The sequence below is a fragment of the Lysinibacillus sp. RC79 genome (assembly GCF_041262405.1).
In the GTDB taxonomy this organism is placed as follows: Bacteria; Bacillota; Bacilli; order Bacillales_A; family Planococcaceae; genus Lysinibacillus.
Genome location: NZ_JBGCCD010000046.1, coordinates 1 through 25,820 on the forward strand (window position 1 = coordinate 1; position 25,820 = coordinate 25,820).

General features: G+C 34.2%; 27 protein-coding genes and 2 pseudogenes. 6 read left to right on the forward strand and 23 right to left on the reverse strand.

Going from position 1 to position 25,820, the window contains the following annotated elements:
- The 5 genes and pseudogenes from ABH968_RS25895 to ABH968_RS25915 all read right to left on the reverse strand — a co-directional run.
- Positions 1-386: pseudogene (locus tag ABH968_RS25895) on the reverse strand (hypothetical protein); the annotation flags it as partial.
- A gap of 176 nt (positions 387-562) precedes the next feature.
- Complete coding sequence (locus tag ABH968_RS25900; protein ID WP_370048641.1) at positions 563-1,162, reverse strand: DJ-1/PfpI family protein; 600 nt, start codon at positions 1,160-1,162, stop codon at positions 563-565.
- Between the two features lie 52 nt (positions 1,163-1,214).
- A complete protein-coding gene (locus ABH968_RS25905; RefSeq protein ID WP_370048643.1) occupies positions 1,215-2,147 on the reverse strand; it encodes a helix-turn-helix transcriptional regulator in 933 nt (310 codons plus the stop codon).
- 65 nt (positions 2,148-2,212) lie between these two features.
- Entirely contained in the window at positions 2,213-2,839 is a 627-nt protein-coding gene (locus ABH968_RS25910) for a DUF3267 domain-containing protein (protein ID WP_370048644.1), read from the reverse strand.
- Between the two features lie 12 nt (positions 2,840-2,851).
- Positions 2,852-4,267, reverse strand: coding sequence for an aminotransferase-like domain-containing protein (locus ABH968_RS25915; protein ID WP_370048646.1), 1,416 nt, complete (start codon positions 4,265-4,267; stop codon positions 2,852-2,854).
- Between the two features lie 128 nt (positions 4,268-4,395).
- Between ABH968_RS25915 and ABH968_RS25920 the strand changes: the two genes are divergently transcribed.
- Entirely contained in the window at positions 4,396-5,307 is a 912-nt protein-coding gene (locus ABH968_RS25920; protein ID WP_370048648.1) for a DMT family transporter, read from the forward strand.
- A 213-nt stretch (positions 5,308-5,520) separates the two neighbouring features.
- Here the strand turns inward: ABH968_RS25920 and ABH968_RS25925 are convergent, their stop codons facing one another.
- The 13 genes from ABH968_RS25925 to ABH968_RS25985 all read right to left on the reverse strand — a co-directional run bounded on the left by ABH968_RS25925 (position 5,521) and on the right by ABH968_RS25985 (position 15,755).
- Positions 5,521-5,943, reverse strand: a complete 423-nt coding sequence (locus tag ABH968_RS25925; RefSeq protein WP_370048649.1) for a hypothetical protein — start codon at positions 5,941-5,943, stop codon at positions 5,521-5,523.
- 676 nt (positions 5,944-6,619) lie between these two features.
- Positions 6,620-7,363: an amidohydrolase family protein gene (locus ABH968_RS25930; protein WP_370048651.1), complete on the reverse strand. Its 744-nt coding sequence runs from the start codon at positions 7,361-7,363 to the stop codon at positions 6,620-6,622.
- Positions 7,364-7,515: 152 nt separating this feature from the next.
- A complete protein-coding gene (locus ABH968_RS25935) occupies positions 7,516-7,713 on the reverse strand; it encodes a hypothetical protein (protein WP_370048652.1) in 198 nt (65 codons plus the stop codon).
- A gap of 74 nt (positions 7,714-7,787) precedes the next feature.
- Positions 7,788-8,480 carry an ABC transporter permease gene (locus ABH968_RS25940; protein WP_370048654.1) on the reverse strand — a complete coding sequence of 231 codons (693 nt, stop codon included), beginning with the start codon at positions 8,478-8,480 and terminating at the stop codon, positions 7,788-7,790.
- A gap of 25 nt (positions 8,481-8,505) precedes the next feature.
- Positions 8,506-8,811, reverse strand: a complete 306-nt coding sequence (locus ABH968_RS25945) for a hypothetical protein (RefSeq protein ID WP_370048656.1) — start codon at positions 8,809-8,811, stop codon at positions 8,506-8,508.
- Between the two features lie 491 nt (positions 8,812-9,302).
- Complete coding sequence (locus ABH968_RS25950) at positions 9,303-10,238, reverse strand: DMT family transporter (protein WP_370048658.1); 936 nt, start codon at positions 10,236-10,238, stop codon at positions 9,303-9,305.
- 83 nt (positions 10,239-10,321) lie between these two features.
- Positions 10,322-10,642 (reverse strand): ArsR/SmtB family transcription factor, encoded by a 321-nt coding sequence (locus ABH968_RS25955; protein WP_370048659.1) that lies wholly within the window; start codon positions 10,640-10,642, stop codon positions 10,322-10,324.
- 428 nt (positions 10,643-11,070) lie between these two features.
- Complete coding sequence (locus ABH968_RS25960; protein ID WP_370048661.1) at positions 11,071-11,838, reverse strand: GNAT family N-acetyltransferase; 768 nt, start codon at positions 11,836-11,838, stop codon at positions 11,071-11,073.
- Positions 11,839-12,182: 344 nt separating this feature from the next.
- On the reverse strand, positions 12,183-12,743 hold the full coding sequence (locus ABH968_RS25965; RefSeq protein ID WP_370048663.1) for a DUF1697 domain-containing protein: 561 nt from the start codon (positions 12,741-12,743) through the stop codon (positions 12,183-12,185).
- Positions 12,744-12,768: 25 nt separating this feature from the next.
- On the reverse strand, positions 12,769-13,587 hold the full coding sequence (locus ABH968_RS25970; RefSeq protein ID WP_370048664.1) for an alpha/beta fold hydrolase: 819 nt from the start codon (positions 13,585-13,587) through the stop codon (positions 12,769-12,771).
- A gap of 11 nt (positions 13,588-13,598) precedes the next feature.
- Positions 13,599-14,072 carry a GbsR/MarR family transcriptional regulator gene (locus tag ABH968_RS25975; RefSeq protein ID WP_370048665.1) on the reverse strand — a complete coding sequence of 158 codons (474 nt, stop codon included), beginning with the start codon at positions 14,070-14,072 and terminating at the stop codon, positions 13,599-13,601.
- A gap of 128 nt (positions 14,073-14,200) precedes the next feature.
- Positions 14,201-14,758: a cysteine hydrolase family protein gene (locus ABH968_RS25980; RefSeq protein ID WP_370048667.1), complete on the reverse strand. Its 558-nt coding sequence runs from the start codon at positions 14,756-14,758 to the stop codon at positions 14,201-14,203.
- Positions 14,759-14,948: 190 nt separating this feature from the next.
- Positions 14,949-15,755 carry an aminoglycoside adenylyltransferase domain-containing protein gene (locus ABH968_RS25985; protein ID WP_370048669.1) on the reverse strand — a complete coding sequence of 269 codons (807 nt, stop codon included), beginning with the start codon at positions 15,753-15,755 and terminating at the stop codon, positions 14,949-14,951.
- 548 nt (positions 15,756-16,303) lie between these two features.
- Between ABH968_RS25985 and ABH968_RS25990 the strand changes: the two genes are divergently transcribed.
- The 3 genes from ABH968_RS25990 to ABH968_RS26000 all read left to right on the forward strand — a co-directional run bounded on the left by ABH968_RS25990 (position 16,304) and on the right by ABH968_RS26000 (position 18,425).
- Positions 16,304-16,990, forward strand: a complete 687-nt coding sequence (locus ABH968_RS25990; protein WP_370048670.1) for a DUF421 domain-containing protein — start codon at positions 16,304-16,306, stop codon at positions 16,988-16,990.
- A 146-nt stretch (positions 16,991-17,136) separates the two neighbouring features.
- Complete coding sequence (locus ABH968_RS25995; protein WP_370048672.1) at positions 17,137-18,051, forward strand: class I SAM-dependent methyltransferase; 915 nt, start codon at positions 17,137-17,139, stop codon at positions 18,049-18,051.
- A 20-nt stretch (positions 18,052-18,071) separates the two neighbouring features.
- Positions 18,072-18,425 (forward strand): cupin domain-containing protein, encoded by a 354-nt coding sequence (locus ABH968_RS26000; protein ID WP_370048674.1) that lies wholly within the window; start codon positions 18,072-18,074, stop codon positions 18,423-18,425.
- A 576-nt stretch (positions 18,426-19,001) separates the two neighbouring features.
- Here ABH968_RS26000 and ABH968_RS26005 read toward each other — a convergent pair.
- From ABH968_RS26005 to ABH968_RS26025, 5 genes and pseudogenes are all read right to left on the reverse strand, one after another.
- Positions 19,002-19,417 (reverse strand): annotated as a pseudogene (locus ABH968_RS26005) (VOC family protein).
- Between the two features lie 105 nt (positions 19,418-19,522).
- Positions 19,523-20,233 (reverse strand): ABC transporter permease, encoded by a 711-nt coding sequence (locus ABH968_RS26010; protein WP_370048675.1) that lies wholly within the window; start codon positions 20,231-20,233, stop codon positions 19,523-19,525.
- Positions 20,234-20,244: 11 nt separating this feature from the next.
- On the reverse strand, positions 20,245-20,940 hold the full coding sequence (locus tag ABH968_RS26015; protein WP_370048676.1) for an ABC transporter ATP-binding protein: 696 nt from the start codon (positions 20,938-20,940) through the stop codon (positions 20,245-20,247).
- A gap of 63 nt (positions 20,941-21,003) precedes the next feature.
- Positions 21,004-21,552 (reverse strand): PadR family transcriptional regulator, encoded by a 549-nt coding sequence (locus ABH968_RS26020; protein ID WP_370048678.1) that lies wholly within the window; start codon positions 21,550-21,552, stop codon positions 21,004-21,006.
- A gap of 305 nt (positions 21,553-21,857) precedes the next feature.
- Complete coding sequence (locus tag ABH968_RS26025; RefSeq protein WP_370048680.1) at positions 21,858-22,757, reverse strand: LysR family transcriptional regulator; 900 nt, start codon at positions 22,755-22,757, stop codon at positions 21,858-21,860.
- Between the two features lie 249 nt (positions 22,758-23,006).
- Between ABH968_RS26025 and ABH968_RS26030 the strand changes: the two genes are divergently transcribed.
- Together ABH968_RS26030 and ABH968_RS26035 are read left to right on the forward strand one after the other, a co-directional pair.
- A complete protein-coding gene (locus ABH968_RS26030) occupies positions 23,007-24,323 on the forward strand; it encodes an aspartate aminotransferase family protein (protein WP_370048682.1) in 1,317 nt (438 codons plus the stop codon).
- Positions 24,324-25,727 (forward strand): sodium:solute symporter family protein, encoded by a 1,404-nt coding sequence (locus ABH968_RS26035; protein ID WP_370048684.1) that lies wholly within the window; start codon positions 24,324-24,326, stop codon positions 25,725-25,727.
- Positions 25,728-25,820 lie beyond the last annotated feature (93 nt).

The following is a 25,820-nucleotide window of genomic DNA, read 5'->3' on the forward strand; positions in this document are numbered from 1 at the left end:
CCTTTTTCATTATGGGTTGGAAGAGACACACCAAGGTCTTTCAGTTGTTTATCTGCTTCCTCTTGAGTTAGGGAACCATCTTTAAGTTGTTTCATAATTTCTTGTACCTGTGTTTTTGTTTCATCATCTAATTTCGCGAATTTATCGCCTTTATCATTATGTTTTGAAGATAATGTCACTCCCAAGTTAGCTAGTTCTTTCCTTAGGTTGTTTAAAATTCCATCAACTTTTTGTTGTGTTTCAGCATCCAAATTTGTGTGTTTTTCAACATTTACTGTTTCCTTTTGATTTGTAGCAGCAAGAGTTGGAATAGTTGTACCGCCAAATATCCCTAATGATAAGGCTCCTGTCATAGCATAAGTCGAAATCTTACTTCTTATTTTCATTCTTATTCACTCCTTGAATTAGTGTAACGAGGTATTTACCCCTGAGCTTAGATTTAACTAAGCTGTATCTACACTTTATCTGAGAAGTGTGTCAGCTGTATGTCAAAAGGACAGAAATTTTAAAAAAACGTATTATGAGTCAATTCCAAAGCCTTTCCGCAAAAAGACTATAAATATTATTTTTCATAAAAGCCATTTTTATTGAAATCATACCATTTTTGTATCTTCTCTTCTGAATGTACTTGAAGATGATTCATAATTTCCTTTGCAAATTCCAATGTAGCAGTCCCGTTTGCTGTGATGAAATCATCAGCGTTGACACATTGCTTTTCTATATAAAATTTACTTCCACTATAATTTGGACAACTGTTTACAATAAAGTCATGCGAGTTGCCTGTATGCTCTACTTTATTCAAATAACCATTGTAAGCTAAAAATGTAGTTGCATCACATATTGCTGAAATTAACACAGTATTTTGTTGACAGTAATCAATTAATTTTTTCACTTCAGATAATTCATAGTTATTCTCTTTCCATATCGTCCCTCCACATAATAAAAGCATATGAAGGTTATTATTTTTACTCTTTAAGTAACTCTCGATAGAATAGTCCGGAATCGTTTTTAGCCCACCCATTGAGCATACTGTTTCCTTCGTTAAGGCTATCGTAACAATTTTAAAATTCCCCTCTGAATTATTTAATTCGGGACAAATAAACCCTAATTCCCAGTCTGCATAACCATCGGATATAAATACCGCTATTTCTTTTGTCATCATGAATGATCCTCCTTTTTCAAAAGCATAACAAAAGAAAGTTGACATAAACCTGTCAACTTTCATAAAGACTACTTATTTTTTTAAAGGTGTTTTTTATATCTTCCACAAGAAATGGCGGTTCGAGCACTTTCACTTTGTCTTTTAAATGAATGATAAAATCAATAACCCATGCTCTATCGGAAGTTTTAAATGTTATCGTTGAAATGTTGGAATGAAATTGAAATTTTTGTACTCCAATATTATCCATTAAAAAAGCTTCATCTTCTTGTTTGTAATGCAGCACAACATCAAACAAATGATTATTTTCATTTTCCTTGAAATAGTTATTCTCAAAAAAGAGGACTGAATCTGAAATTTCGTGTTCTTTGGCATTGAATTGTTCAGTCAAAATATGATAAGACAAAATACGATTAAGTTTAAATAAACGATACTGATTTCTCTCCAAACAAAAAGCATATAGATACCAGGAAGAGTATTTGAATAGTAGTTTATATGGTTCTACAGTTCTTTTGCTATACCCAGATTTTGATTGATATTCAATTGCCATTAATCGTTGCGCTCTAATTGCTTTTCGAATGTTTATTACATAATCCTGAAAGCCGTTATCCGAGAACCATGATGATAAGTCTATGACGATATCAGCATTTTTAAGAATCGTTTGCTCATCTTTTTCCACCATTTTAGTAATAAGATGATTAATATCATTTTCTTTATTTATACTATTTAGTGCGTCTAAACCAATTAGTATAGTTTGTAATTCATCAATGGAGAAAAACTTTTTATCAAGTTTGTAGTTGGCTAAAATCCCCAAACCTCCACCTTGTCCGGGATAACTTACTATAGGAATTCCCGCTAAATTTAGTGATTCAATATCGCGATAAATAGTTCGTTTCGACACTTCAAGTTTTTCTGCCAATTCTTGTGCTGTGATTTTCTCGTGATTAACTAATACATTTAAAATACTAAACATTCGGGTCGATTTCATTTCCTCTTCCTCTTTCATATGTTTCTATAACGGAATTATTCCTATTAAGATGCCTTTCGATATTTTTACCCTATTTGTTCAGTCTGCGTTTTTTTCCAATAAGTGTTTGGTCCATTACATGTTAAAGTTGCATGTTTCGGTACCTGTTTCATTATAAGAAGAAGATTTAGTAAATCAACTGACGATCCCATTGCGTTTAGTAGGACCAAGAACTTTAATGTCGTTGTTAAGAGTCCAAATACACTTAAAATTAGTGGCAAAATTATTGAAAGTATTATAAAAGGAGCAACCGTGATGAAGATATATCTTGATTTTGAAATCTCTTCTTCCGAAATAACAAAAGCTCCGAACAGAGTAAACCCTACAGAAGTTTTTTCTGATTGAATAAAATTAGGAATGAACATCAAATGAAGTAATTCGTGAATTATTAATAGTAAGACTATCCCCAAAATAACGCTTAAGTTAATGTTTATTGATATTCCACCCGATGTAAATCCAAAATCACTCAAAGAAATACTAGAAAAAATATTTATTACCCCAATAGAAATCATTGAAGCGATAATCATTAAAGGGATAAATAACAATATAGCACTTACTAAATTCTTAGGTTCTTTCATTGGAATCCAGCCATTTTTAATTAATTCTACATGTAAGTTTGGGTCACTTTTCGGTAATTTGTTTAGTAATTTCATTTAACCCCTCCATTACGATCTATGATTTTTAACAATTTCACTTAATTGAAATATGCCTTCTTTAATTTCATCGAGTGAAGCATACCCATAGGAGATTCGTATAAATAATCCTGATTTTTCAGCATAAATACTACCAGGATTTAGAAGAATATTGTTAGATAATGCTTTTTCAAATAGCCTTTTTACTTTAAATTCAGGCTTAATTTTAACCCATATGAACAATCCACCTATTGGGATGTCCCATGTAGCGTAAGGACTCAAATATTTGTCCATTGCGTCTAAAGCAACTTTTCTACGAATGCTAAGTTGTTCTCTTACTTTATCGAGATGATCATCATATAGATTACTTGATAGCCACTCTGCTGCCACAAGCTGGGAAAGAGTACTTGATCCATAATCGGATTGCATTTTCAAATCCGCTAATCTATTAATGACTGACTCCGAGCCAACTACCCAACCAATTCGTAATCCTGGACTTAACGTTTTTGATAAACTCCCAACATACAATACATTTCCGTAATGATCCATTGCTTTCAGTGGTTTAGGTGGTGGATTGTCAATCCATAAATCACGGTACACATCATCTTCTATAACTGGCAGTTGCTCTCTTTCACAATATGCAATTAATTTCTTTCGTCTCTCTTCTTGCATTAAGGCCCCTGTTGGATTGTGGAAGGTTGGAATCGTATATACAATATTCTTTCCTTTTTCTTTTATCGGATAAATGGAATCTATGATAATCCCCTCATTGTCCATCGCTAATCCTTGCAACTCCATCCCCGCAGACTCAAAAACAGTCAACGAGTAAAGATAGGACGGCATTTCTAGCAATACCGTTGAACCTCTTTTTAGGAGTCCTATTGAAATAAGATGTAAGGCTTGGAGCGCACCAGAAACTACAAGGATGGACGACGGAGATGCTTCGATTCCTCTGACCCTTAAATAATCACTAATTGCTTGACGTAATTTTATATTTCCTTTTGGCTCTTCATAGCCAAAAGTGGTCAATTGATTCGAAACCTTTTGAACAACGGATTTCATCTCTTCTAAAGGGAACATCTCTGGTGATAATTCCCCTTTACTCAATTGAATAAGATTCACATTCGATTCCGCTTCGTTAATCTCCTGTACCATCGTAACGCTAGGTTTATGAATGCCTAAAGTGACATTTTCATTCCAGTTCGTCGAGGATTTTGCCCCCATCAAAGTCCAAGTATTATTGGTGACGACAGTTTCCTTCCCTGCTTTGCCTTCAATTAGGCCTTCCGCCATTAGTTCCTCTAATGCTGTTATGACTGTACTACGATTAACCTCAAACTGTTTTGCCAGAATACGTTGACTTGGTATAGGACTGCCGATCGCCCACTCCCCCTTAGCAATTTTCTCTTTTATAAAATCAATAATCAATTGGTATTTTGGCTTTTTCATATGAACTCCTTTTAATGAACTGGTTGGTTTTTTTCATTATAACCTGTTGGAGAAATTTTACCAAAATCCTATTAATATTGAAAACATGAATTTAATTGGTTGGATGAGAAAGTAAACGAGGTGTATTCATGTTAAAAACATTAGATTTAAAAATTATTTCTGCTCATTTCATAACAATCCTTTTATGGGCATCGGCTTTTCCAGGAATACGAGTGGCATTGACGGCATATTCACCTGAACATATATCACTGTTACGATTATTAGTCGGCTCATTCGTATTAATCATCATAGCCGTTATTACTAAAACTCCTTTACCTGCAATAAAAGATATCCCAATTATATTATTACTTGGCTTTTTAGGATTCACTGTGTATCAAGTAGCACTAAATTATGGGGAACAAACGATTAGTGCTGGCGTTGCAAGTTTACTTGTTTCCACAACCCCTATATTCACCGCCTTGTTAGCTGTATTCTTTTATCGTGAGAAGCTTGGATTATGGGGATGGGTAGGTTCACTTGTTGGTTTTTGTGGTGTAGCATTTATTTCTGTAGGAGGTTCAACTGAAGACTTTGCGTTTAATACTGGGATTATCCTAGTTTTAGTAGCATCCCTTTCAGAAAGTATTTACTTTGTTTTTCAACATCATTATCTAGAAAAATACGGGGCTATTCCCTTTACGATGTACGCCATTTGGTCAGGTACTATTTTTATGTTACTATTCTCGCCTGGCCTAGGTGAAGCAATTATGGATGCGCCGTTAAATGCAACATTAGTCATTTTGTATCTTGGAATTTTTCCAACAATCATTCCTTATTTTACGCTAGCTTTCGTTACCTCACGAACTGGAGCAGCTGAAGCAACAAGTACACTTTATTTAACCTCTGTTTTTGCATTTCTTATCGCATGGATTTGGCTTGGTGAAGTTCCACATTTTTCAGCCGTAACAGGTGGCTTGATTACTTTAATAGGTGTATTTATTGCAAACATAAAGAAAGAAGATATTAGTAAAGAAAATAACAATGCTCAAAGTTTACACTAACTGTCTCGATTGAATAATCAATTATGCCTCGGTATAATTGCGTCCGGAATCGGCTGAAAGAAGTTAAAGTCTATTAGCTTCGCTGATCATTGCAGACTGTTGACAACCTTTTTAGAAGTATTTACTAAGTGCTCACATGACAAGTAGTGCAGTTCAATCCACACAAATAGAAAACCGAGTACTCATATTTTTATGAGTTAGCTCGGTTTCACTTTAGTTTAATTCACTTTTCACCTGTAAAGCAAACTTTTCAATCGCTTCTCTATCCTGATAGATTGTAATACCAATACCAGAACGAGTACATCTATGTGAATAAAATTCTCCTGCATCTATCCAAAATTGAAATTGATAAATCTTTTCGTCAACTAGCTCGCTATTATTCTCCTGAAGTGAAAATGAAAACGCAGGTTCCGTTGAGTCCCATACGCCGACTCTTAACATTTCATCCCAATTATTTAAGATCAATATAGATAAAGTTTCAAGGTCACTCCGTAGAACGGGAAATTTAAAATCCAATTGACGTTTACCACAATTAAAGATAATCTTTATATCGCTTGACATAGAATCGCTCTCTAAATTTAATAATTCAAGACTTAATTTAGAAGCACCGTATGATCTATCGTTTAATGTAGCCATACCTATCACCTACCATGACCAGTTACTGTTAACAAATTTCCAAAGCATTTCACCATTATCAGGCTTATAAATCGTTGCTACTTCTTTTTATTCTTGCTATAGCATTTTTCCCCTCGAGTGATTACTACCATATCATTAGCAACTTTTTCAAGTCAACAGTTGGTCATTCTATTATTCGGTAATCAATTAAATAAAACCGCTACAATACGCAACTTTATCTTTTTTCGATTTCTTACGAATATTTCGATTACTATAAAACTTGACTTTTTAGCCATTGTGTATTTTGGGGTTAATTTACACTAATCTATTACGAAAAGAGGCAGCTAAAGCACAACAATTTAAATAGTTCAATGTAAAAATTCTAGTTGCTTTTAACTTTACCAATTATAGTAACTTTCTAAAAATGATGCAAAATCAATCATTGCTTTATTTTGAACATATTTTGATAAAAGCTTTTTCTAATCAGAATTTTTAACTTTATTAATAAGGTAACAATCAAGTGATTTTTCAAGGAATTACATTCGAAAGAAAGGACATCCCTAACTTTAAAGGATAGTTGAACAACACAATTACTCTCAAAGCGCATAATTAAATCTTCCACAATTAATGTGAAAGGCAATTAACTATGTTAACTATTTCATTAGAATGCAAGAAAACAGTACTTTTACTCAAAAACTCACTTAAAATAAAAATTCATCGCGTTTTGATAAAGAATTTTCTCAGCTGACATTGCATCAAATAATTCTTGAATTAGTTCAATATCTGCATAAGCAAAAGGTCTTTTTGCTCGCGTGGACGGCAAATCTGTGCCGAACATTAATGCATTAGGATTGACAGCATAAATAGATTTCAAAGCATGCTCTACATCGAGCTCCACACGACCAAAGCCTGTCGCCTTTACCCGTACACCTTTTTCTACGAGGCGCAATAAATGAGGTAAGCCTTCCTCGGATAACCCTAAATGATCAATTGAAATTGCCGGTAATTTTTCAATCGTTGGTGCAATTTCAGGCAAATCTTTAGCGTCTATATATAATTCACTATGCCAGCCAACTAAATCATAAACACGTCTCGCAAAGTAATCGAGCTTAGATAAATCCTCGGAACCGCCACGCCTCACATTGAATCGTAGTGCGCGCACACCTTTTTTATGTAAATCCGTAATCTTATCATCTGTCACCGAAAATGGTAGCTGTGTAACACCACAAAATCCAGATCCCATTTTCTCTAAAGCATCCACTAAATAAGCTTGGTCAAATCCTTGAAAAGAACCTGATACAATAGCCCCACCTACAATATGAAAAGTCGCTGTTTCTTTTTGATAATCTTCTACAATATAGCTAGGTGGTACATATCCTTGATTTTCAATAATCGGAAAATCAAAATCAATAATGTGAAAGTGTGCATCAAAAATTCTCATCTTTCCCGCCTCCTTTCTTTTACATTATCAAAAACCGAACATAAAGGAAATTTATGATTTTTTATGCAAACCCATAATTTTTTCTTATCAAATAGAACGTCCGAGTCGTTAAAGTCTTGCAAAAATCCTGTCTTGAGCCAAAATATTATTCCTTACAAGAAATACCTTAAAGCATTGCTTCCTGATGTTATTAACGCTATAAAACCTGCAACCAAAATCCATATTGCATAGCGATTCTCTTCTTGTTTTCTCTTGCTAATCCAAATTAATATTATGCTGATTAATAATAACATGACACCCAAAACTGCTTCTGTAATAATGCCTATAATCATTCCCATTTCTTGTTCCATCTCTCTTTACATATTTATTGCTAAAACTCCTCCGTTTCACTTAGTCTTTTGATTTTGTTTTACCAAACTCCAAATTACATCACATCCACATTTTCAATATTACGAATACCTGTGTACGCAATTATTACTCCAACTGCTGCAAGCCCTAATTGCAGTGGAATGAAAGTCACCAATGCTATTTCAGGATTATAAGAACAAGCAATTGCCACCACGAGTAGAGATGAACCAATAGTGGCCGGAACAGAATAATTACGCATCCCAAAATACAATGGAATTAAGCTTGTTCCTGTTGCGGCAATAGCAAAGGGTACTATGTTTATGGCTTCACCTATGAACTGGCTTGCAGTCAATGTAAATGGAACGATATGAAAATAATTATTAATGATCGAAAATAGACCAGCAACAACTATATTCGACAACATCGTAGTCATGAATGTTAATAAAGCGATCAAGGTCAATTTACTAGCAATCAGTTTCTTTCGACTAACAGGATAAGAGAACATAATCAAAATTGTTCTGTTTTTATATTCTTCAATAACTAGTTTCGCAATTAATACAGAGGCAAACACAATAAACGTTGCCCTCACGCTTGCGCTAATCAGTACATAAACATCTTGATACGTTGAAATAGGTATATCCCCCTCTATCTGTGCAATATAAATTACGGAACACACTACTGCAGTTATAATGATGTTTGCGATCATCGCACCTTTTACATACCAACCTAAGTTAAATTTCTTCAATTCCAGCTTTATTAGATGTAGCATAGCACCATCTCTCCTCTTCAGTTTGTTATTGCATGATAATATAAACAATACTCATTATGTTGAATATTGGTAGACCAAAACTATTCTTATATTCATTAATTATTAAACGTAATAAAATAATAGCTAAAATAATCGTCAATATTGTTTTAAAAAGAATATTCAATAATGGCATTTGTCCTATATACTCTGAAAACATCAGTCCACTTACAACTTTAAATCCAAACGGTACAAGATTAACCGGAAGATAGGTTGCCACAATAAACATGATTATTCCTGTAAAGTATTTAGATAATTGATATTTTTTCCATCCTAGTTCCATCAGTTTAAGCATGGATTCTCTCTCCGTTCGTTTATTTAAGAAATACTCCTCTAAAGAGCTATGTATTTTTTAAACCTTTCAATCTCAATATCATTCATAAGTATTTTTTCAAAGTACTGACATTAATCGATATCTTTTCAGCACTCTATCCAATTAAGTAATAGAATTTCACCCTTTTTCACATACATATTTACACCTAAAACGACCCCTTTCATGTACTTTAATTGTACGAATCGATCATCTCTTTTTTCTTACTCATTCCTTACAAATTTATTAATTGTAAAAAGTTTTAAGAGAAAGAAATTACATAATTAAAAAATACCAGGCTCAAATTAATGAGTACCTGGTATCTTTATCTTTAGATTGGTTTACCTTTTGACATTGAAAAGTTTATATTTATTGAATACCACATCGTTATGAATAAAGCATTTGGAGTCGGGTTATTTGTTAATACAGAAATACTAAGTAGCTTTTCCCAATTTAAATTGATTATGTAATCTCTATTATGCTTTTTCCTGATTTCGTGCTGAATTACTTTGGTTTGTTTTATTAGTAGCAATATAAACACCTACCAGCACCATTACCATTCCAACAATTTGTATCAATGTAATTGAGCTGCCATATGCAATAACTGCAAGTAATGTTGCGACAATAGGCGTCAAGTTTAAATACAAGCTCGCTTTACTACCTCCTAAGCTCTCTACTCCCTTGTTAAAAATAACATAGCCAATTAACGTCCCACATATAACCATATAAAACATTTCGACCCAACTTTGAGCCGACATATTGACTACTTGATCCCAACCACCTTCAAATATCGTGCCGATCGCTAGGAAAACAGCACCTGATAACATCATAATAGTATTCGATAACATTATTGGTATACCTTTAATTAGGGACTCACCCATTAATGCATAAATAACTCCACATAAAAGAGCCCCGACAAAAAGTAGATCTCCTAGGTTAAAAGAAAGAGAAAACAAAGCAGAAAGTGACCCTTTGACTATAACAATAATTACCCCAATCATCGATAAAGTTAAACCTGCTCCGGCTTTATTGTTCCATTTTTCTTTACCTAACATGACGGCCCCTAGCATTGTGAATACAGGCATTGCGGCTATAATTAACGCACCGTTTGTCGCAGAAGTATGCTTCAAAGCCGTAAAAAAGAGCGCATTGTAACCGAAAATCCCGATAAAGCCAATAAATAACAAACCTTTCCATCGATCTCTGATTATTTGCCACTGCCATTCTTTCTGAATTGTTATGATTGTAAAGAGTATTATTCCTGTTATGCCAAAACGTAGCGTAGCTGCAACAAGTGGTGGAACTTCCGTAATGACATGCTTCGCTGTCGCAAATGCTCCACCCCAAAACAAAGGAACGAGTAGCATTAATAAATAAATGTTTTTTGATTGATTTTTGTTCTTACTCTTCATTATTTAATCCTCCTAATCTTCTGAACACAGTTCATATGTTTAAAAGTTTAAACATATGAACTATAGTTGTAAAAAAGAACAAATCAATAGCTCTGTTCAATAGATTGAATTAACTCTTTGATTTGTTTTAGAAACTCATTAGAACTCAATGAATAATATTTTTCATTCCCATTTCGGTTAAAAGTAATTAAACCTGCTTGTCTTAAAATTTTTAAATGATGGGAAACAGCTGGTCTAGAAAGCTCTATTCTTTCTGTTAATTGATTTACATTTAAGCTATCATGTGTGAGTAAAAGCATGATGATTTGTTGACGATTAACATCACCAAGTGCTTGAAAAATGGGGGTTGATAATTTAAACTTCTCTAGAACTTGTTCTTTGTTATCGCAATTAAAATTTTCCATAATACCTCCCCTATGTTAAAATTTTTAAACATATTTAATTTTAATTAAAAAACATAATTTGTCAAGATACTCTTTATTTTCTCTATGAAACCCTTTTAGAAAGCTATTTCCAAATGGTTACAGCAATACAGCTTTTATAAAGCTCCATTCATCAAAAAAAAGCTAGGCTCACAAAAAAATTGTGAATACCTAGCCGTTTTTATGCGTGTTCATTTGTTAACCATGACATAACTAGGTTACCACATCATTCTCAACAAATTCTGAACAAATCATGAAATTCTCTATTTTTTGATCTTATAATGTTTGTTTGTTTTACTCCGACAAATGGCATCGAGAGTACCTACTGATTCATTTAGCTTTCAAGTCACAATGCGTTTTTACTCATTACTTTCAACCTCCAGCCTTTTAGGTGGATATTTTATAGCACTTTATTTTTCTATAAAATACGTATCGTACTCTTCCTTCAACACATAACCTAACTTTTCAGCTAAATTAACTGATGGAGAATTTGCCCCATCCCAGTTTGGGTAAATTCGTTGCTCTAAACAGTCTAAAATTAGCGATGCAGCTGTTGCCGCCGCTAAACCTTTACGCTGGTGTCTTTCGTCAGTTGCAATTTCAATTTCAATACCAGCATCGTATATACTAAAAGAAGTTGCACCGCAAACTGGAGCATCTTTATACGTAACACAATAGCCAATGCCACGCGCCAAAAAATCATCATGTGACTCAAACTGACTGAAAAAATCTTCAGATAGTGTTGAAAATGCAGAGTTATGGATAATTGTAGCATTTATTTTTTGTAGCTTATAATTTTCTGGTAAATCATTAATCAATTGGGTTAATTTCTCTTGATTAAAATGAGTCATGTCTCTTTTAAATCGATAACGCTTAAATTTATGTGCCTGTTCTTTGTATTCAAGTTCAACACTATTTTTCCATTCATCCGTATTTACAATAACTAATGGATAGTCCGGTAAATTGCGTAATAATTCCTTGGTACCTGGTACACCTGCATCTCCTGCATAAAAAACAAATATACCTACGATAATTTGAGCTACCTTCGGATTTTCTAAATTATCAACAAAAGCAGTTCCCATATGGCCCTGTAGATACGACTGAACTAATGTATCCTCTACGTTCTCAAATATTTTAGTTACGTGTTCTACTACTGGACCTTTTACCTCATAAATCATACATAATACACTCCCTTATACGTTTTTTTTACATAATAAAAAAACCTCGTGTTCTGCCCTTCAGCAGTCACAAGGTTTCATCCACGTTTAAGAGAGTATACGTCTAGTTTACAACGTACACAAACAGTGAGGGAAATTGGACAAACTGAATGGCAAGAACTTGTTTACACGTTTGTTTGTCATTACCCATCACCCTCTTCCTTCATTTTTTTCTAATATATAGGAAAAACGCAAAAAAGTCAATTAGCAGGTGGAATATTAAATCTATGCGTTGTAGCCATTGTACCATCTTGTAAATCTTTTATTTGCGAGTCCTGAATAATTCTTTTCTTGTATTCACTTTTTTAATGTTTGAGCTCTTCGACCATACTCGAAAGCTTCATGAGCGTTTTCCAATTTCGAACAGTTGCTGGAATCTCAAGCTTTTTTAGATTATTACTTAGTTTGGAATTTCGAATGCTGTCAAAAAATAAAAGATACACATCCCTTCCATTTATGACACTAAGTTCTCTTTCGTTTGCAAGAGATAAAAATTTGTCACTATTGGCCTTCGAAGGAGCTGCAGGCAACAAAGCAACATGCAAGCATTCCCCCTTACATGATTGCTCCGCTTCTGAAATGTCCTGATCAGAAAAAGGGGATTGACTAACAATTTGCTGTAATTCTTCTGCAGTTCTAATGACAATAACACTAGAGATTCCAAAATCCTCTTTAATTTTATCGTGAATTTTCGTTTGCAAAAGCTCCTCAGTTTCGTCTGATTCAAAAAGGATGTTTCCACTTTGGATATAAGTCTTCACATTATGTAATCCTAATTGCTCTAGAGAACTTCTTAATTCTGCCATGATGATTTTATTGTGCCCGCCTACATTAATTCCTCTAAGTAATGCAATATATGTGGTCATACTATCCCGCCTTTCTATTTACAATTTATTTACTAATAATAGTTACATCCTTATATTGCTTCAAAGGCTTATCCTCTAGAAAATCAATAATCATTTCATTAAAAATATCTCGGCGCATCGTACTTAATGGGTCGAATGCATTTTTGAATAATGCTAGTTTTGCATTTTGAATATGGTTAAAAATAGTTCGGGATCCTTTCCCTTCATCAACGCCTGTTATAACCTTCCCTTCTCCCCCCATTACAAGTGTAGGCGACTTTATTCGATACAATTGATCAGTATGAGTTGGAAATGGTGCTTTTTTCATTGCGAGCAACATCTTCTTATCAATTGTAAAAGACTCTCTTAAAATCCGTTGAGTATAAGGATCCTCGTTATAAAATTTCATCATAATATTTATTATTGTACTGTATGGAAGAAGACTAAATATAAAATTTGAAATCGACAGTACCCAGCCTGCCGCAATTGTGGGCATTTCACTATAACTATTGGAAATTACGAGTTTATCTACATATGTTGGGTATTTTATTGCAAGTAGAGTAGCCAATTGACCGCCTTGAGATACACCGACGACATGAATTTTATTAATTCCAAGTGCATCTAAAAAACATTTTATATCCTCCACAATGATATGATGATCATACTTATTATTCGGAAATTCCTTTGTCGTATCACCATGTCCTCTATAATCTGGCATAAGCATTTGGTAACGTGAGGAAAATGCTTCAAATTGAGGCTCCCACATTTTCCATGATGCTCCGCTCCCATGCAAAAACAATATAGGCGTCCCTTGACCTCTAATTTCGTAATGGATAGTGATACTGTTCGCATTTACTTTTGGCATAAAGACTCCCCCTACTTTGTTTTACTATCCTTTCTCTCTTCCCACCGAACTAAAATTTGCTCTGTCTGTTGGATCACAAATTCAAAAAACTCGATACTCTCATCGATGGTTGTTACAGCCTGCTCCTCAAGAACTAAATTTTTTGCTCTACGCAAATATTGTGCCATCATTGCGCCTTGGGCAATGCTAGTATGCAAAGTCGATGTCCATGCGTCTGAATGCAACTGATAAAAATCTCTCTTGCTACCAGGAATCCCTACTTTACGAAATAAAGAAATTTGAACACCTTGTCGAACGGACAATGATGCCATACCTTTGCTTATTTGCAAGTCATTCACCATGTCATCAAGTGATTTTGGAGCACCTGATATCAACAAGTATCCCCATATCTTACCTAGTGACCTTGCACCACCTGTGGACTCAATATAAGTTCCAAAATCCTCAATTAATACCTTTTGCTCGTCGTTTAATAGTATGTTTTTCATAGTACACCTCTTATCGTTTAGTGCGTTTAATATGTATTAAACATACTGAATGCAATTTGTAAATTAGATTTAGGTATTATCACCAAAAGAAAAGACACCCATAAATATGAGTGCCCTTATACATTTTTTTATCTATACGAATCATGTGTAGGTTGAAACAAGTCTTCTTCTGAATTTCTAACAACAGAAAAGTGTTCGACATTGTAATGACCATGAAGTGTATGATTATGATGCTTTATAATTTGTTCTGCACTTAAAATATCACTGTCCGCTGTTGAATGCCCATCACTAACTAATGTGACATCCAAACCACTAATAGTCGCAGTTCTTACTGCACTATCGATACAGTGCTCCGTCGAACAGCCCATCACAACAACATGTTTAATGTCTTGACTTTGTAAATGACTTAGAAGTTCAGTCCCATGGAAACAATTCGATGCTTTTTTATCGAAAATCTTAGCTTCATTAGGTACATTAATGCCATTATGAATATAGAACCCTTCCCCTTTACCTTCAGCAACATCGAGATCCCTTACAAACACGACTGGAATATTGGATTTCCTTGCTTTGCCAATGACTAAATTAATTTTTTTAATAAGCTTTTCCTTATTAAAAACAGCACTTTCTTTCTCGTTGCCATCCATTAAGTCTTGCTGAGCATCAATAATAAGTAATGCTTGATTCAAATAATTTTCCCCCTCAATTTGAAGAAACGCTATATAATATTTTAGTTAGACGGTTTCCCCTTTTTGTTTATCACGCTAACATAATTTTTAATCATAATATCTACCCCCTAAATGAAATTGTCAATTAAGACTAATTAATTTTATCATATTTTCCCATAAAAGGTAATAGCAGATAAAATGAAACATTTCACTAATTTTTGATACTATTACAATCTTTAAGTATATAATCCATACATTGAATAGTGGCATCAATGCGTTGTTTTTTCGAATTACAATATCGTATATTGGAACCTTCTCGAATACTGATTGCTTCGTTAATAATATTGTGAAATTCTTCTGGTAAATGAAGTATTGCATATTTACAAGCATCTACTTTTGAAACAATATCGTGTTCTTGCAGTGTGTAAAATTGCCGTAAAACACCTGTTATTGACCACTCTACTTCTAAATCAACTAATTTATTTGGTATTAAAAATGCTTTATATTTTTTTATTTTTTGCAATCTATTCGACCAATAACTGTTCATATTTTCTAAAACATAATCGCCAAGCACTCTTTCATCTATACTGAAGTTATATGTAGCTACATCCGGTCCTAAAACGGTAATCCCTTTATTTTTTAAAATCCACCAAGTAATTGGGTTAATATTATCATTACTCCAATTAATTTTACCTTCGTTTACGTTTAAACAACCTTTTACCTCACTCTGTTTTTTGCCAATATCCTCAACAAGTAAATAACATCCGTCCATCCCAGTATCCTTATATTTCTGATTTAATTCTTTGTGAAGATCGGATATTACTTTCACATCTTCTTCGGTTAAAGATCTGTTTACAACTGTAATAAAATCGATATCACTAGAACCGTTTATGTAAGCGTTCAGAGCAATTGAGCCATGTAAATAGAACCCCTCAAGTGTATTCGGTAGTTTATTTTGAAATTGTGTTATATAGTCATTTAAAATTTTTTGAATCGGAATAGGAACTCTAGAATTCATAAAAACTCTCCTTTTAATCAGCTAATACTTATCTTACCAAAATTCCTACTATATTTTCCATTATTGATAATAATGTGTTCATTACCGAAAATAGGGGATACAATTTATTAAAACGTATGCCATATAAATAAGTAGATTGGAGTGGCGACTGGGCAACTCCTCGGGGATTAGCGATAGAGGAACGAAGGCTAAAAGCATCACGTCCTGTGATAACGCCTTCGTGACTAACATCGTGTCGCTGTCACTACGTTAACACTGCGCTTTCGCACAAAAAACACCTGTTAGCCCGATGCCCCCAGGAAGCTCTGCTCTGTGCGAAAGCGAAGCGTCAGCGGCAAATGTTTTTATCTGTGCGAAAGCGAAGCGTCAGCAACAAAGCGCCCAGTCGGAACGGAAATCAACCCTTCGTTATGATGAAGAGGCAATAATGCACTGATTCTGTTAGATTTTTAAAGAATTGTAAATATGAATACAGCTCTGTTGTTGTAGTGGAGTATCTTTTAAAAATTCATTGGGTATTCTAGGGGTTAGATAAGGAGTGGGAGAATTTGTACACAAGTTATATACAAGTAGTTGTTCAAACAATTATTACTTTTTTTGTTCTTCTGACACTTACGAGGTTTTTAGGTAAAAAACAACTAAGTCACTTAACCTTCTTTAACTACGTAACTGGTATTACAATTGGTTCTATTGCAGCCAATATGGTAGTTTTAAAAACAATTGTATACACAAAATTTTTAGTAAGCTTAATTGTTTGGTGTACGCTTACTACTTTAATTAGTTACATCGCTCTAAAATCCGGAAAGGCAAGAACATTACTTGATGGACAACCGACAATCGTTATTAAAAAAGGAAAAATAGATAGAAAAGCTTTAGCAAACACTAAAATTAATATTGATGATCTAACAATGATGATTAGACAGTATCAAGTTTTTTCAATTACAGAAATTGACTATGCTATTTTAGAACCAAATGGCATGCTTAGTATTATGAAAAAGCCTGAATTTCAAAGCACCCAAAAGATTGATTTAAACATCTATCCTTCATCTCCGGCTTTTATCCCTATTGAAATCATCACTGATGGGAAGCTAATGAAACGAAATTTATTGGAAGTTGGAAAAAGTAGAGAATGGTTAGATAACGAATTAAAAAAGGCAAATATACAATCAATCGAAGAAGTTTTCTATGCAGAAATTCAACCGAACGGTGAAATATTTATCCAAAAATTGGATTAAGGGAATTTCTATATCTAGTTGCTTCTCGGCACTTGAAACTTGACAAAAAAAGTTATTTATGCAATAATTTACTTTTACGGAATTTATCTGTACAATAGGATTCTCCTGGCCAGGGGAATCCTATTTTTTTTGAGGAGTGTATTTGCATGAACAAAGGTGAATCCAGTTTAACTTCATTAATCTCAGCTTTTAGTAGAGCATATCATAGTCAATTCGATACCCCTAAAATTTTTGATGACTATCTAGCAAAAGCGTTAATCACACAAAAAGAGTTCCATGACATTCAAACAAATATGGTACAAGGCATCCAGTTTTTTAACAAAGAAATCGCGGAAAAATTAAATGGACAAACTGAAGAGCTATTAAAATGGATTGTGCAAACTCAACTCTCTCCTACTCCCTTGGCACGTGCAGCCTATTGTGAAAAAGTTTTGCTAAATGAAGTCATGCTAGGGTTACAGCAATATGTCATACTCGGAGCAGGGTTAGATACGTTTAGCTTAAGACACCCGGAATTTGAAAACACTTTGGAAATCTTTGAAATTGATCACCCTGCAACACAGGAATTTAAAAAGAAAAGATTGGCTGAAGTTAATTTAAAGCTTCCGAGTAATGTACATTTCGTTTCGATGGATTTCACAAAAAAGTTTTCATCTCAAAAATTATTGGATAGCGGCTTTGACAATAAAAAAACTTTCTTTAGTCTATTAGGCGTTTCATATTATTTAACGAAAGAGGAAACTTCAAGCTTACTTGATCATTTGTTTGCCAATGTACCGTCAGGAAGTTCCATCGTATTAGATTATGCAGATGAAAAACTATTTAAAGAAAAAGGAATTTCAAATCGAGTAGATAACATGGTGAAAATGGCTGCAGCAAGTGGTGAACCGATGAAATCGTGTTTTACTTATGAAGAAATGGAAAAAATGTTAGAAAACTCAGGCCTACTTATTTATGAACATCTATCGCCAAATACAATAAATGAGCTTTATTTTGACAATCGAAAAGATTATTTAACAGCCTTTGAAACGATTCACTACGTTCATGCTGTGAAAAAATAATTAACATTTGGAGGAATCAAATGAAATTTTATCAATTGTCTAAAGAAAATGGCAAAAACATAACACAATTTACGTCAAATTTTATTATGTCTCGTATTATCAACACTGAAACATCAGCTAGTATCGGGTGCATGTATTTAGAAGAAAACGGTGTTATTGGCTATCATCAAACTGTGGTTCCCCAGCTACTCTTAATTTTAGAAGGCAAAGGATATGTAAGAAATGAACAGGAGCAATATTATCAAGTCCAGCCTGGAGATGCAGTTTTTTGGGAAAAGGATGAATGGCATGAAACAAAAACGGATAAAGGATTAACTGGCATCGTGATAGAATCTGAACAATTAAATCCCGCAGCTTTTATGCCTTTAAAATAACCTACTAATATTATCAATTATGCCTCGGCATAATTGTAGCTGTCGCTTTGCTTTTGCTACAGAAAACATTTGTTGCTGTCGCTTCGCTTTCGCACAGATAAACAATGCGTCCGGAATCGGTTTTGTGCTTAGGCCTGCGTGATGCAGGTCAGTTAGCCGTTATCGCATGGATGCGATGATATTAGGCTAACATCCTTTATTAACTCCTTTCCGATTCCGTGACATCCGCCGGAGGCTTTAACTTCTTTCAGCGACCCGCTGAAAGAAGTTAAACTATTTCTCAGGCAATTAACTATGCAAGAATAACATCGTATCATATCTTAGTAATGTAAGATTGGTTTAGTCTTACACCTCCGAAGCTTTGTTACTAAGGGCCACTTATAATAATAAGTGGCCCTCTATAAATTTTCTGTTCAAGAAATAGTGTTTCTATATAGTTTATTGACATCTTCTAGAGTATTTCCATCTCGATCATAATAGATAAAATTTCGTCTCCCCTTCTCTATAAATCCCCACCTCCAAAATAATTGTCTGGGAAATTTAGTGGAATCGGAATAAATATTGCTTCTACTTCTTTCAATATTGGTTGTATTTCTCTTTAAATTTAGGACTCAGCTCACTCCACACATCAAATTTATTTCCGTCTAAATCGTAAAAAACAAAATTTCTTCCCGCATCCCCCCTATTTTCAACTTCTCCAACTCTAATTCCTTTATTCTAAAAATTTTATGAATAGTCTCTAATGCACATAATCCATCAACCTCAAAGGTTATCGAAAAATGTTCTTTCCCATAGCAATCAATGAAATTTGAGCTTTGATTGTTCATTGATCTAACAAGAAAAATACTTTGATTGGCAAAATTAAGAATAGCCTTATCGGTATCTACGTAACTGCACTCTGCTCCCAACTTACTTACATACCACTCACATGACAGTTCTACATTGCTGACTGGAATATAAGTAGTTCCTATTCTAATTAACGTTTCACTCATCCCATCGCCCTCTCTAGTATCTTTACTGAAATATTCCATTCTCAGCCTTTATATCCCTTCAAGGCAGCTCCATAATTTCAAGCAAAGATTAAATAACATCAGTTTTTATTGGTCACTATACTTAAATGTTTTTAAGGAAATGATAAGCGTCAAAGCTAAGCAACCCAATAAAAGAAGTAAAGATTCTCCCCATGTACTAAAATTATTTAGAAATGCGGCTTTAATTCCATTTAAAAACCATTCAAATGGATTTACTAGACTAATGTATTGAATAAGGTTTGGTGCTTTTTCCATTGTGAAAAATGCATTACTACAAAGTAGCATTGGTATCATTAGTACATTTGCAGTCATACTTAAATGTCCCTCGTTTTTCACGAGACTTGAAATAAAGAAGCTGAAAAAAACAAAACTTAATGAAGCTATTAGGATAATCGGTGTCATATATAAGAGGATATTAAAAGAAAAATTTAGTTGATTGATGACAATTGAGAATAAAAGCACGATATAAGATAAAATAATCGCTACTATCGCCCATGCACTAGAAATACTGACGATATATTTCCATAATGGCATTGGTGTAGCGTGGAGTAAATTATAAACCCCTCTTTTTCTTTGCGATAATGCTATAAAAGCAGTGGTCATAAATGAATAAAAAAAGACACTAACGGCAATGATTCCTTCTACATAATTTCCTGCATTGCTCGGTAAAAATATCCTTAACGCAATAATCGCAGCAAATGGCATTAATATTGACCAAAAGAGTAAATACATATCCTTTATGCTAGATTTCAAATTCAATACGAATATAGCCTTCATTTTCTCACTCCTCACTTCGTTAATTCAAAAAATAATTCTTCTAAATTTTGTGTTTGATAGTGCTCCATTAAACCATCAGGTGAGCCATTTACCATTATTTTTCCACGATGCATAATCAACACTCTGTCAGCTACATTCATTACCTCCAACATATCGTGGGAAGAAAATAAAACTGTAACGCCGGTATCTTTTAAACGTTTAATGATCTGTTGAATTTCTCTTTGGCCTCTAGGATCCAATCCAGCAGAAGGTTCATCCAAAATTACAAGTTTGGGATTATGCAAAGTTGTCACGATAATGGCTAGGCGTTTTTGCTGTCCTAATGAAAGTTTGATAGCAGGTGTTGTTTTGATCTGTAATAAATCAAAATTGGCGAGTTTTTCATCAATTTCATTTTTTGTCAGCGAAATTCCATAAAATGCCCCAAATAATTTCACATTATCCTCTACAGAATAGCCTTCGAAAAAAGGGGTTGATTGAAGCTGCGTACCTATTTCCTTTTTGTAATCAGATGTCCAGTACTCAATCGTTCCACTGTCCTGAGGAATAATACCAAGAAGCATACCAATAGTTGTTGTTTTCCCAGCACCATTTGAGCCCACTAAAGCTATTATCTCCCCCTCGTAAATGTCAACATTTATATGATCAACGACACACCTAGCTTTATAACTTTTCGTTAATTGACTAGCACTAATGAGCTTTTTCATATTTTCTCCCCTTACTTAATATTGTATATTCAATGTTGAATATATAGCTATTTTTTAACTCCCTCATTCGAGAGAGTTACTTTTTTTCATAATTTCAATAGCTTGATGTACAAATTTTGCTTGTACTTGAACAATTTCAAGCATATTATCAAATGCTAGCTTTGTTAATGCTGGCAGTTCTCCTTGCATAGCAATCAATTTCGCCTCATAGCCAGCATTGATAGCCTTTTCTTCTTGTTCCAAAATTACTTTCTGCTTTTCTAGTGCTTCCACAGCTTTAGCTTTTGGCAGTTTAAATGCAAAGGATACACCAGAATATAAAGTTGTAGGATACACTACAGAGGATTTTTCAAGCGCCTCGATAATTAATTCTTGCTCATGCACCCTGCCCTTTTCAGTAATTTGGTAAATTGCTTTTTGTCTATGACCCGTGGATTCAATACTAGCTACCTCTATATAGCCATCTTTTTCAAGCTTCTTTAAAGCATTGTAGATAGAGCCGATTAGCACTCCACCCCATCGTTCTGCGTCACTTAATTCAAGCATTACTTTAATATCATAGCCCGTCATTGGTTTTAGCCCCAACATAGCAAGAACTAATAGCCTTGTCATCATAATCACCTTTTTATATTCAACGTTGAATAAATTGACTATAACAATTCTGTATTTTTTTGTCAATAGGCTTTTTGATTATTATTGAAATGTTGTAAAAAAACAAAATATACTACAATAAAGTATTTTATGATAAAATATATGATATTGCGCCATCAAAGGGGCATGAACCAATTTAGGCTGTAGCAAATTTATTTGCTACAGTTTTTTTCTTTTAAATAATTATATATCCAACATTAGAAAATAAAAAATGAGAATGCACTCTTGTACTCCCCATTTTCTAATTATCTTTTTTGCAATTTAATTTATTTTAATGATTCACTAAGATTATTACTAACTGGCCAGGCGTTTTGTATAAATTCATTAAATGTTAGTATATTTGGTTCATCTGCACGAACTTTTAAATTAATGGCTGATGTAATGATAGCTTCTGAAACATGTTGGAGGATGGTGATCGAACCGTCTTGTATTTCATTCGCAATAGCATTTTGGCCTAAAATCGCATAGCCTGTTCCGTTCAACACGGCACGCTTTATCATCTCATCGCTTCCCCCAACCATAATAGTGGACTGAGGTTGAAATTCAGCCTTTTTGAAGTATTGTTCTATGATATTACTGAAACTACAATGATAGTCATAGGAGATAAAGGTATCTTCTCTTAGAATTTCATGAAAACTTCTTTCTTTACTAATTCCAGAAGAAGCAACTAAAAATGCCTTTTCCTCTTCTAAAAAAGTTTTACTAATATCGATATCATTACACTCATTCGCAATAATAGCAATATCCGCTACGTGGTCTCTCACACTTTTAATAGCATGTACACTATTTAGTGGTAGAAGACTTATTTTCACAGTCGGGTATATTTCCAAATAAGCTTTTACAATCGGTGAAAGATGTTGAGTACAATAATATTCTGAGGCAGCAATAGTCAGAATGCCAGACGGTCCATGTAGTTCTTCCATGTCTTTTTCTATCTTATCAATTAAGATAAATAAGCTATCGACATGGTCTTTTAGCTTTTTTCCAGCAGCTGTTAGAAGAGTCTTTTTACCAACTCTTGTTAATAGAGTGTGATTCAGTTCTTTTTCTAAAGATTGTATTTGCAGCGTAATAGTTGGTTGAGTATACCCTAATTTTTTGGCAGCCTTTGTGATATTTAATTCTTCTGCGACCACTTGAAAGGTTTTCAAATTCCTTAGTTCCATTTAATCACCGTCTACTTTCCCCTAATTCCCACATAATAACCAAAGATATATTTCCATTATAAAGTAATAATTACACTACTTCCATGTAAGAAATTATGAGTGTTATGCAAGGTCGAATTAGATGTTTTTTATTTCTATCCTGCTTTATCAACTATTTTTTAACTATTAAAATTTCTTATGGTAGGCATTTGACGTTTTTTCTGAATTAAGGGAAAATTCTTTCAACATCAATGAAATGGGGATGAGTTTATGATTGATTGGAAAAACATTAATGAAGAGGGCTTATTAGCACCCACAATGGCGAAGGATTTTCCGAATCTGCAGGTAGTAAAATCGGAGGGATTATTTTATATAGGAGTCGACGGTAGAAAGTATCTAGATTTTACTTCTGGTATTGCTACAGAAAATACAGGGCATAGACATCCAAAGGTCATTACAGCTATTAAAGATCAAGTTGATCATTTAGTTCATGGCCCTATCGGTATTATAAATTACGATTCAATTATTCTATTAGCTAAGAAATTGAGAAAGATTTTACCAGAGTCATTAAATTGTTTTTTCTTTGGAAATAGCGGAGCAGAAGCAATCGAAGGTGCAGTAAAATTAGCAAGACATGTAACTAGGAGACCTTACGTTGTTTCTTTCCTTGGAGGATTCCATGGAAGAACGATGGGAGCGTTAAGTCTTACTACATCAAAAAGTAAATATAGAAGGAATTTACCGGTTGGAGCAAACATGACATATCAATTACCATATGCTCAATTAACGGAGACACCAGAGGGTTTAAACCATGATAAATATTGGTCAGAACATGTTGAAAAAGATTTTGAACGTTTATTTAATCATCAAGTATCTCCAGATGAAGTGGCAGCTGTTATTTTAGAACCTGTTCTAGGAGAAGGCGGTTATGTTATCCCTCCAACAGCATGGTTACAAAAAATAAGAGAAATCTGTGACCGATACGGAATTTTATTAATCTTTGATGAAGTTCAGACTGGTTTTGGTCGAACTGGTGGCTGGTTTGCGGCAAATCGATTTGGTGTGACACCAGATATAATGGCAATTGCTAAGGGAATTGCAAGTGGCTTGCCCCTTAGCGCAACAGTAGCTTCACGGGAGTTAATGGAACAATGGACAATTGGTAGTCATAGTACTACATTCGGCGGAAATCCTGTTGCATGTGCAGCCGCATGCGCTACAATCGACGTTTTAGAAGATGAAGGTTTAGTGGAAAATGCTAGAATATTAGGTGACTATGCATTAAATAAATTAATACATTTAAAAGAAAAACATCACACGATCGGAAATGTTCGTGGAATTGGTTTGATGCTAGGAATTGAAATTATTCATCCTGAAACCCGAGAATCAAATGGTAAGGGGTTAATGAACATCCTGGAGAAGTGTCTGCACAAAGGGGTTATTTACTATTTGAGCGGTAATAAGGGCGAGGTAATTCGAATGATGCCTCCATTAAATATAGATAAAGAACATTTAGACTTAGGAATTTCCTTGCTTGACGAAGCGATTACCGAATACGAATTAGAATTAAGTTTCGGGGGTGTTTAAATGAATATACTGGATACTTTTGTTCTTCTTCTCTATTTCGGTGTTTTGATTATTATCGGAATAATCGGAATTAAAAAAGCGAAATCTGAAAAAGATTTTGTCCTCGCAGGAAGTCGTCTAGGGTACTACAGCCATGTCGGTTGTTTAGCAGCTGTTATTATTGGTGGTGCGGCTACTATGGGTTCCACGACATTAGGTTATAATTTCGGGGTTTCTGGTCTTTGGTTTGTTTCGATGATGGGCTTTGGTATAGCTGCCTTGGGTCTTTTCGTCGTTAATAAAATTGGCGGTTATGAGGTTTTTACTATTAGTCAGTTACTCGGAAAGCGCTTTGGAGAAGGAACTCAGCTTATCAGTGCTATTGTCACAGCCATCTATACCCTTATGGTCGTGGTAACACAAGTAATTGGTATGGGAAATGTTATTCACGTGTTACTGGGCTGGTCCCTTATTCCTTCTATGATTATTGGCGGAGGGATCGTGCTTTTTTATACAATCTTAGGCGGAATGTGGAGTATTACCTTAACCGATATTATACAATTTATAGTAATGACTATCGGTGTATTTTTTATTATGTTCCCGTTTAGCGTAAACAGTGTCGGAGGGTTAACAGCTCTATTTAGTAGTGTGCCAGAAGCGCACCTTAGCCTTACAAATATCGGCTGGGGTCGTATCTTCCAATACTTTTTATTGTACTTCTTTGGTTTAATGGTTTCTCAAGACATCTGGCAGCGTGTATTTACAGCGAGAAGCCAAAAGGTAGCGAAAAGTAGTGCCATTTCGGCCGGTCTATACAGTGTTTTTTATGGTTTAGTACTAAGTATAGTGGGTATGTGCGCACTTGTACTACTTCCAAATTTAGGGGACTCTCAATCAGCGTTTACTAGTCTTGCATTAGAAATTCTCCCACCAGGCTTGTTGGGGCTTGTTCTTGCTAGTGTTTGTTCTGCACTTATGTCAAATGCTTCAGGAGCTATCTTTGCCTCTGCGACCCTAATCACTAACGATATTATTAAGGTATACGTAAAAAAAGATATGACTGATAAAGATATCATCAATACATCGCGAATTGTTATTCTTGGCTTAGGTGTGTTAGCAATCATTTTCTCAGTATGGATTCAAAACATACTAGTGGCATTAGATATGGCCTATGCAATTTTATCAGGTGCTATTTTCGTACCTCTCATTATCGGTCTTTATTGGAAGCGTGTAACAAGTAAAGCTGCTTTCTATTCTATTATTGCTAGTTCACTAGTTATCTTTATTTCATTTATTATTTTTGGAATTACTTCTACACTACCGATTATTTATGGTTTAATTACTGGACTCGTCGTTATTGTTGGTTTCACACTTATTATTCCCGAAAACAACATTGAGGTGAACAAGGAAAATACGTCAATTTAATCAGTAATTTAGTATAAGCTGCACTCCAATTGTTAGTTGTGCCTAACAATTGGAGTGCAGTTTTTATCTTATCTAGAACGAATATCTTCATTT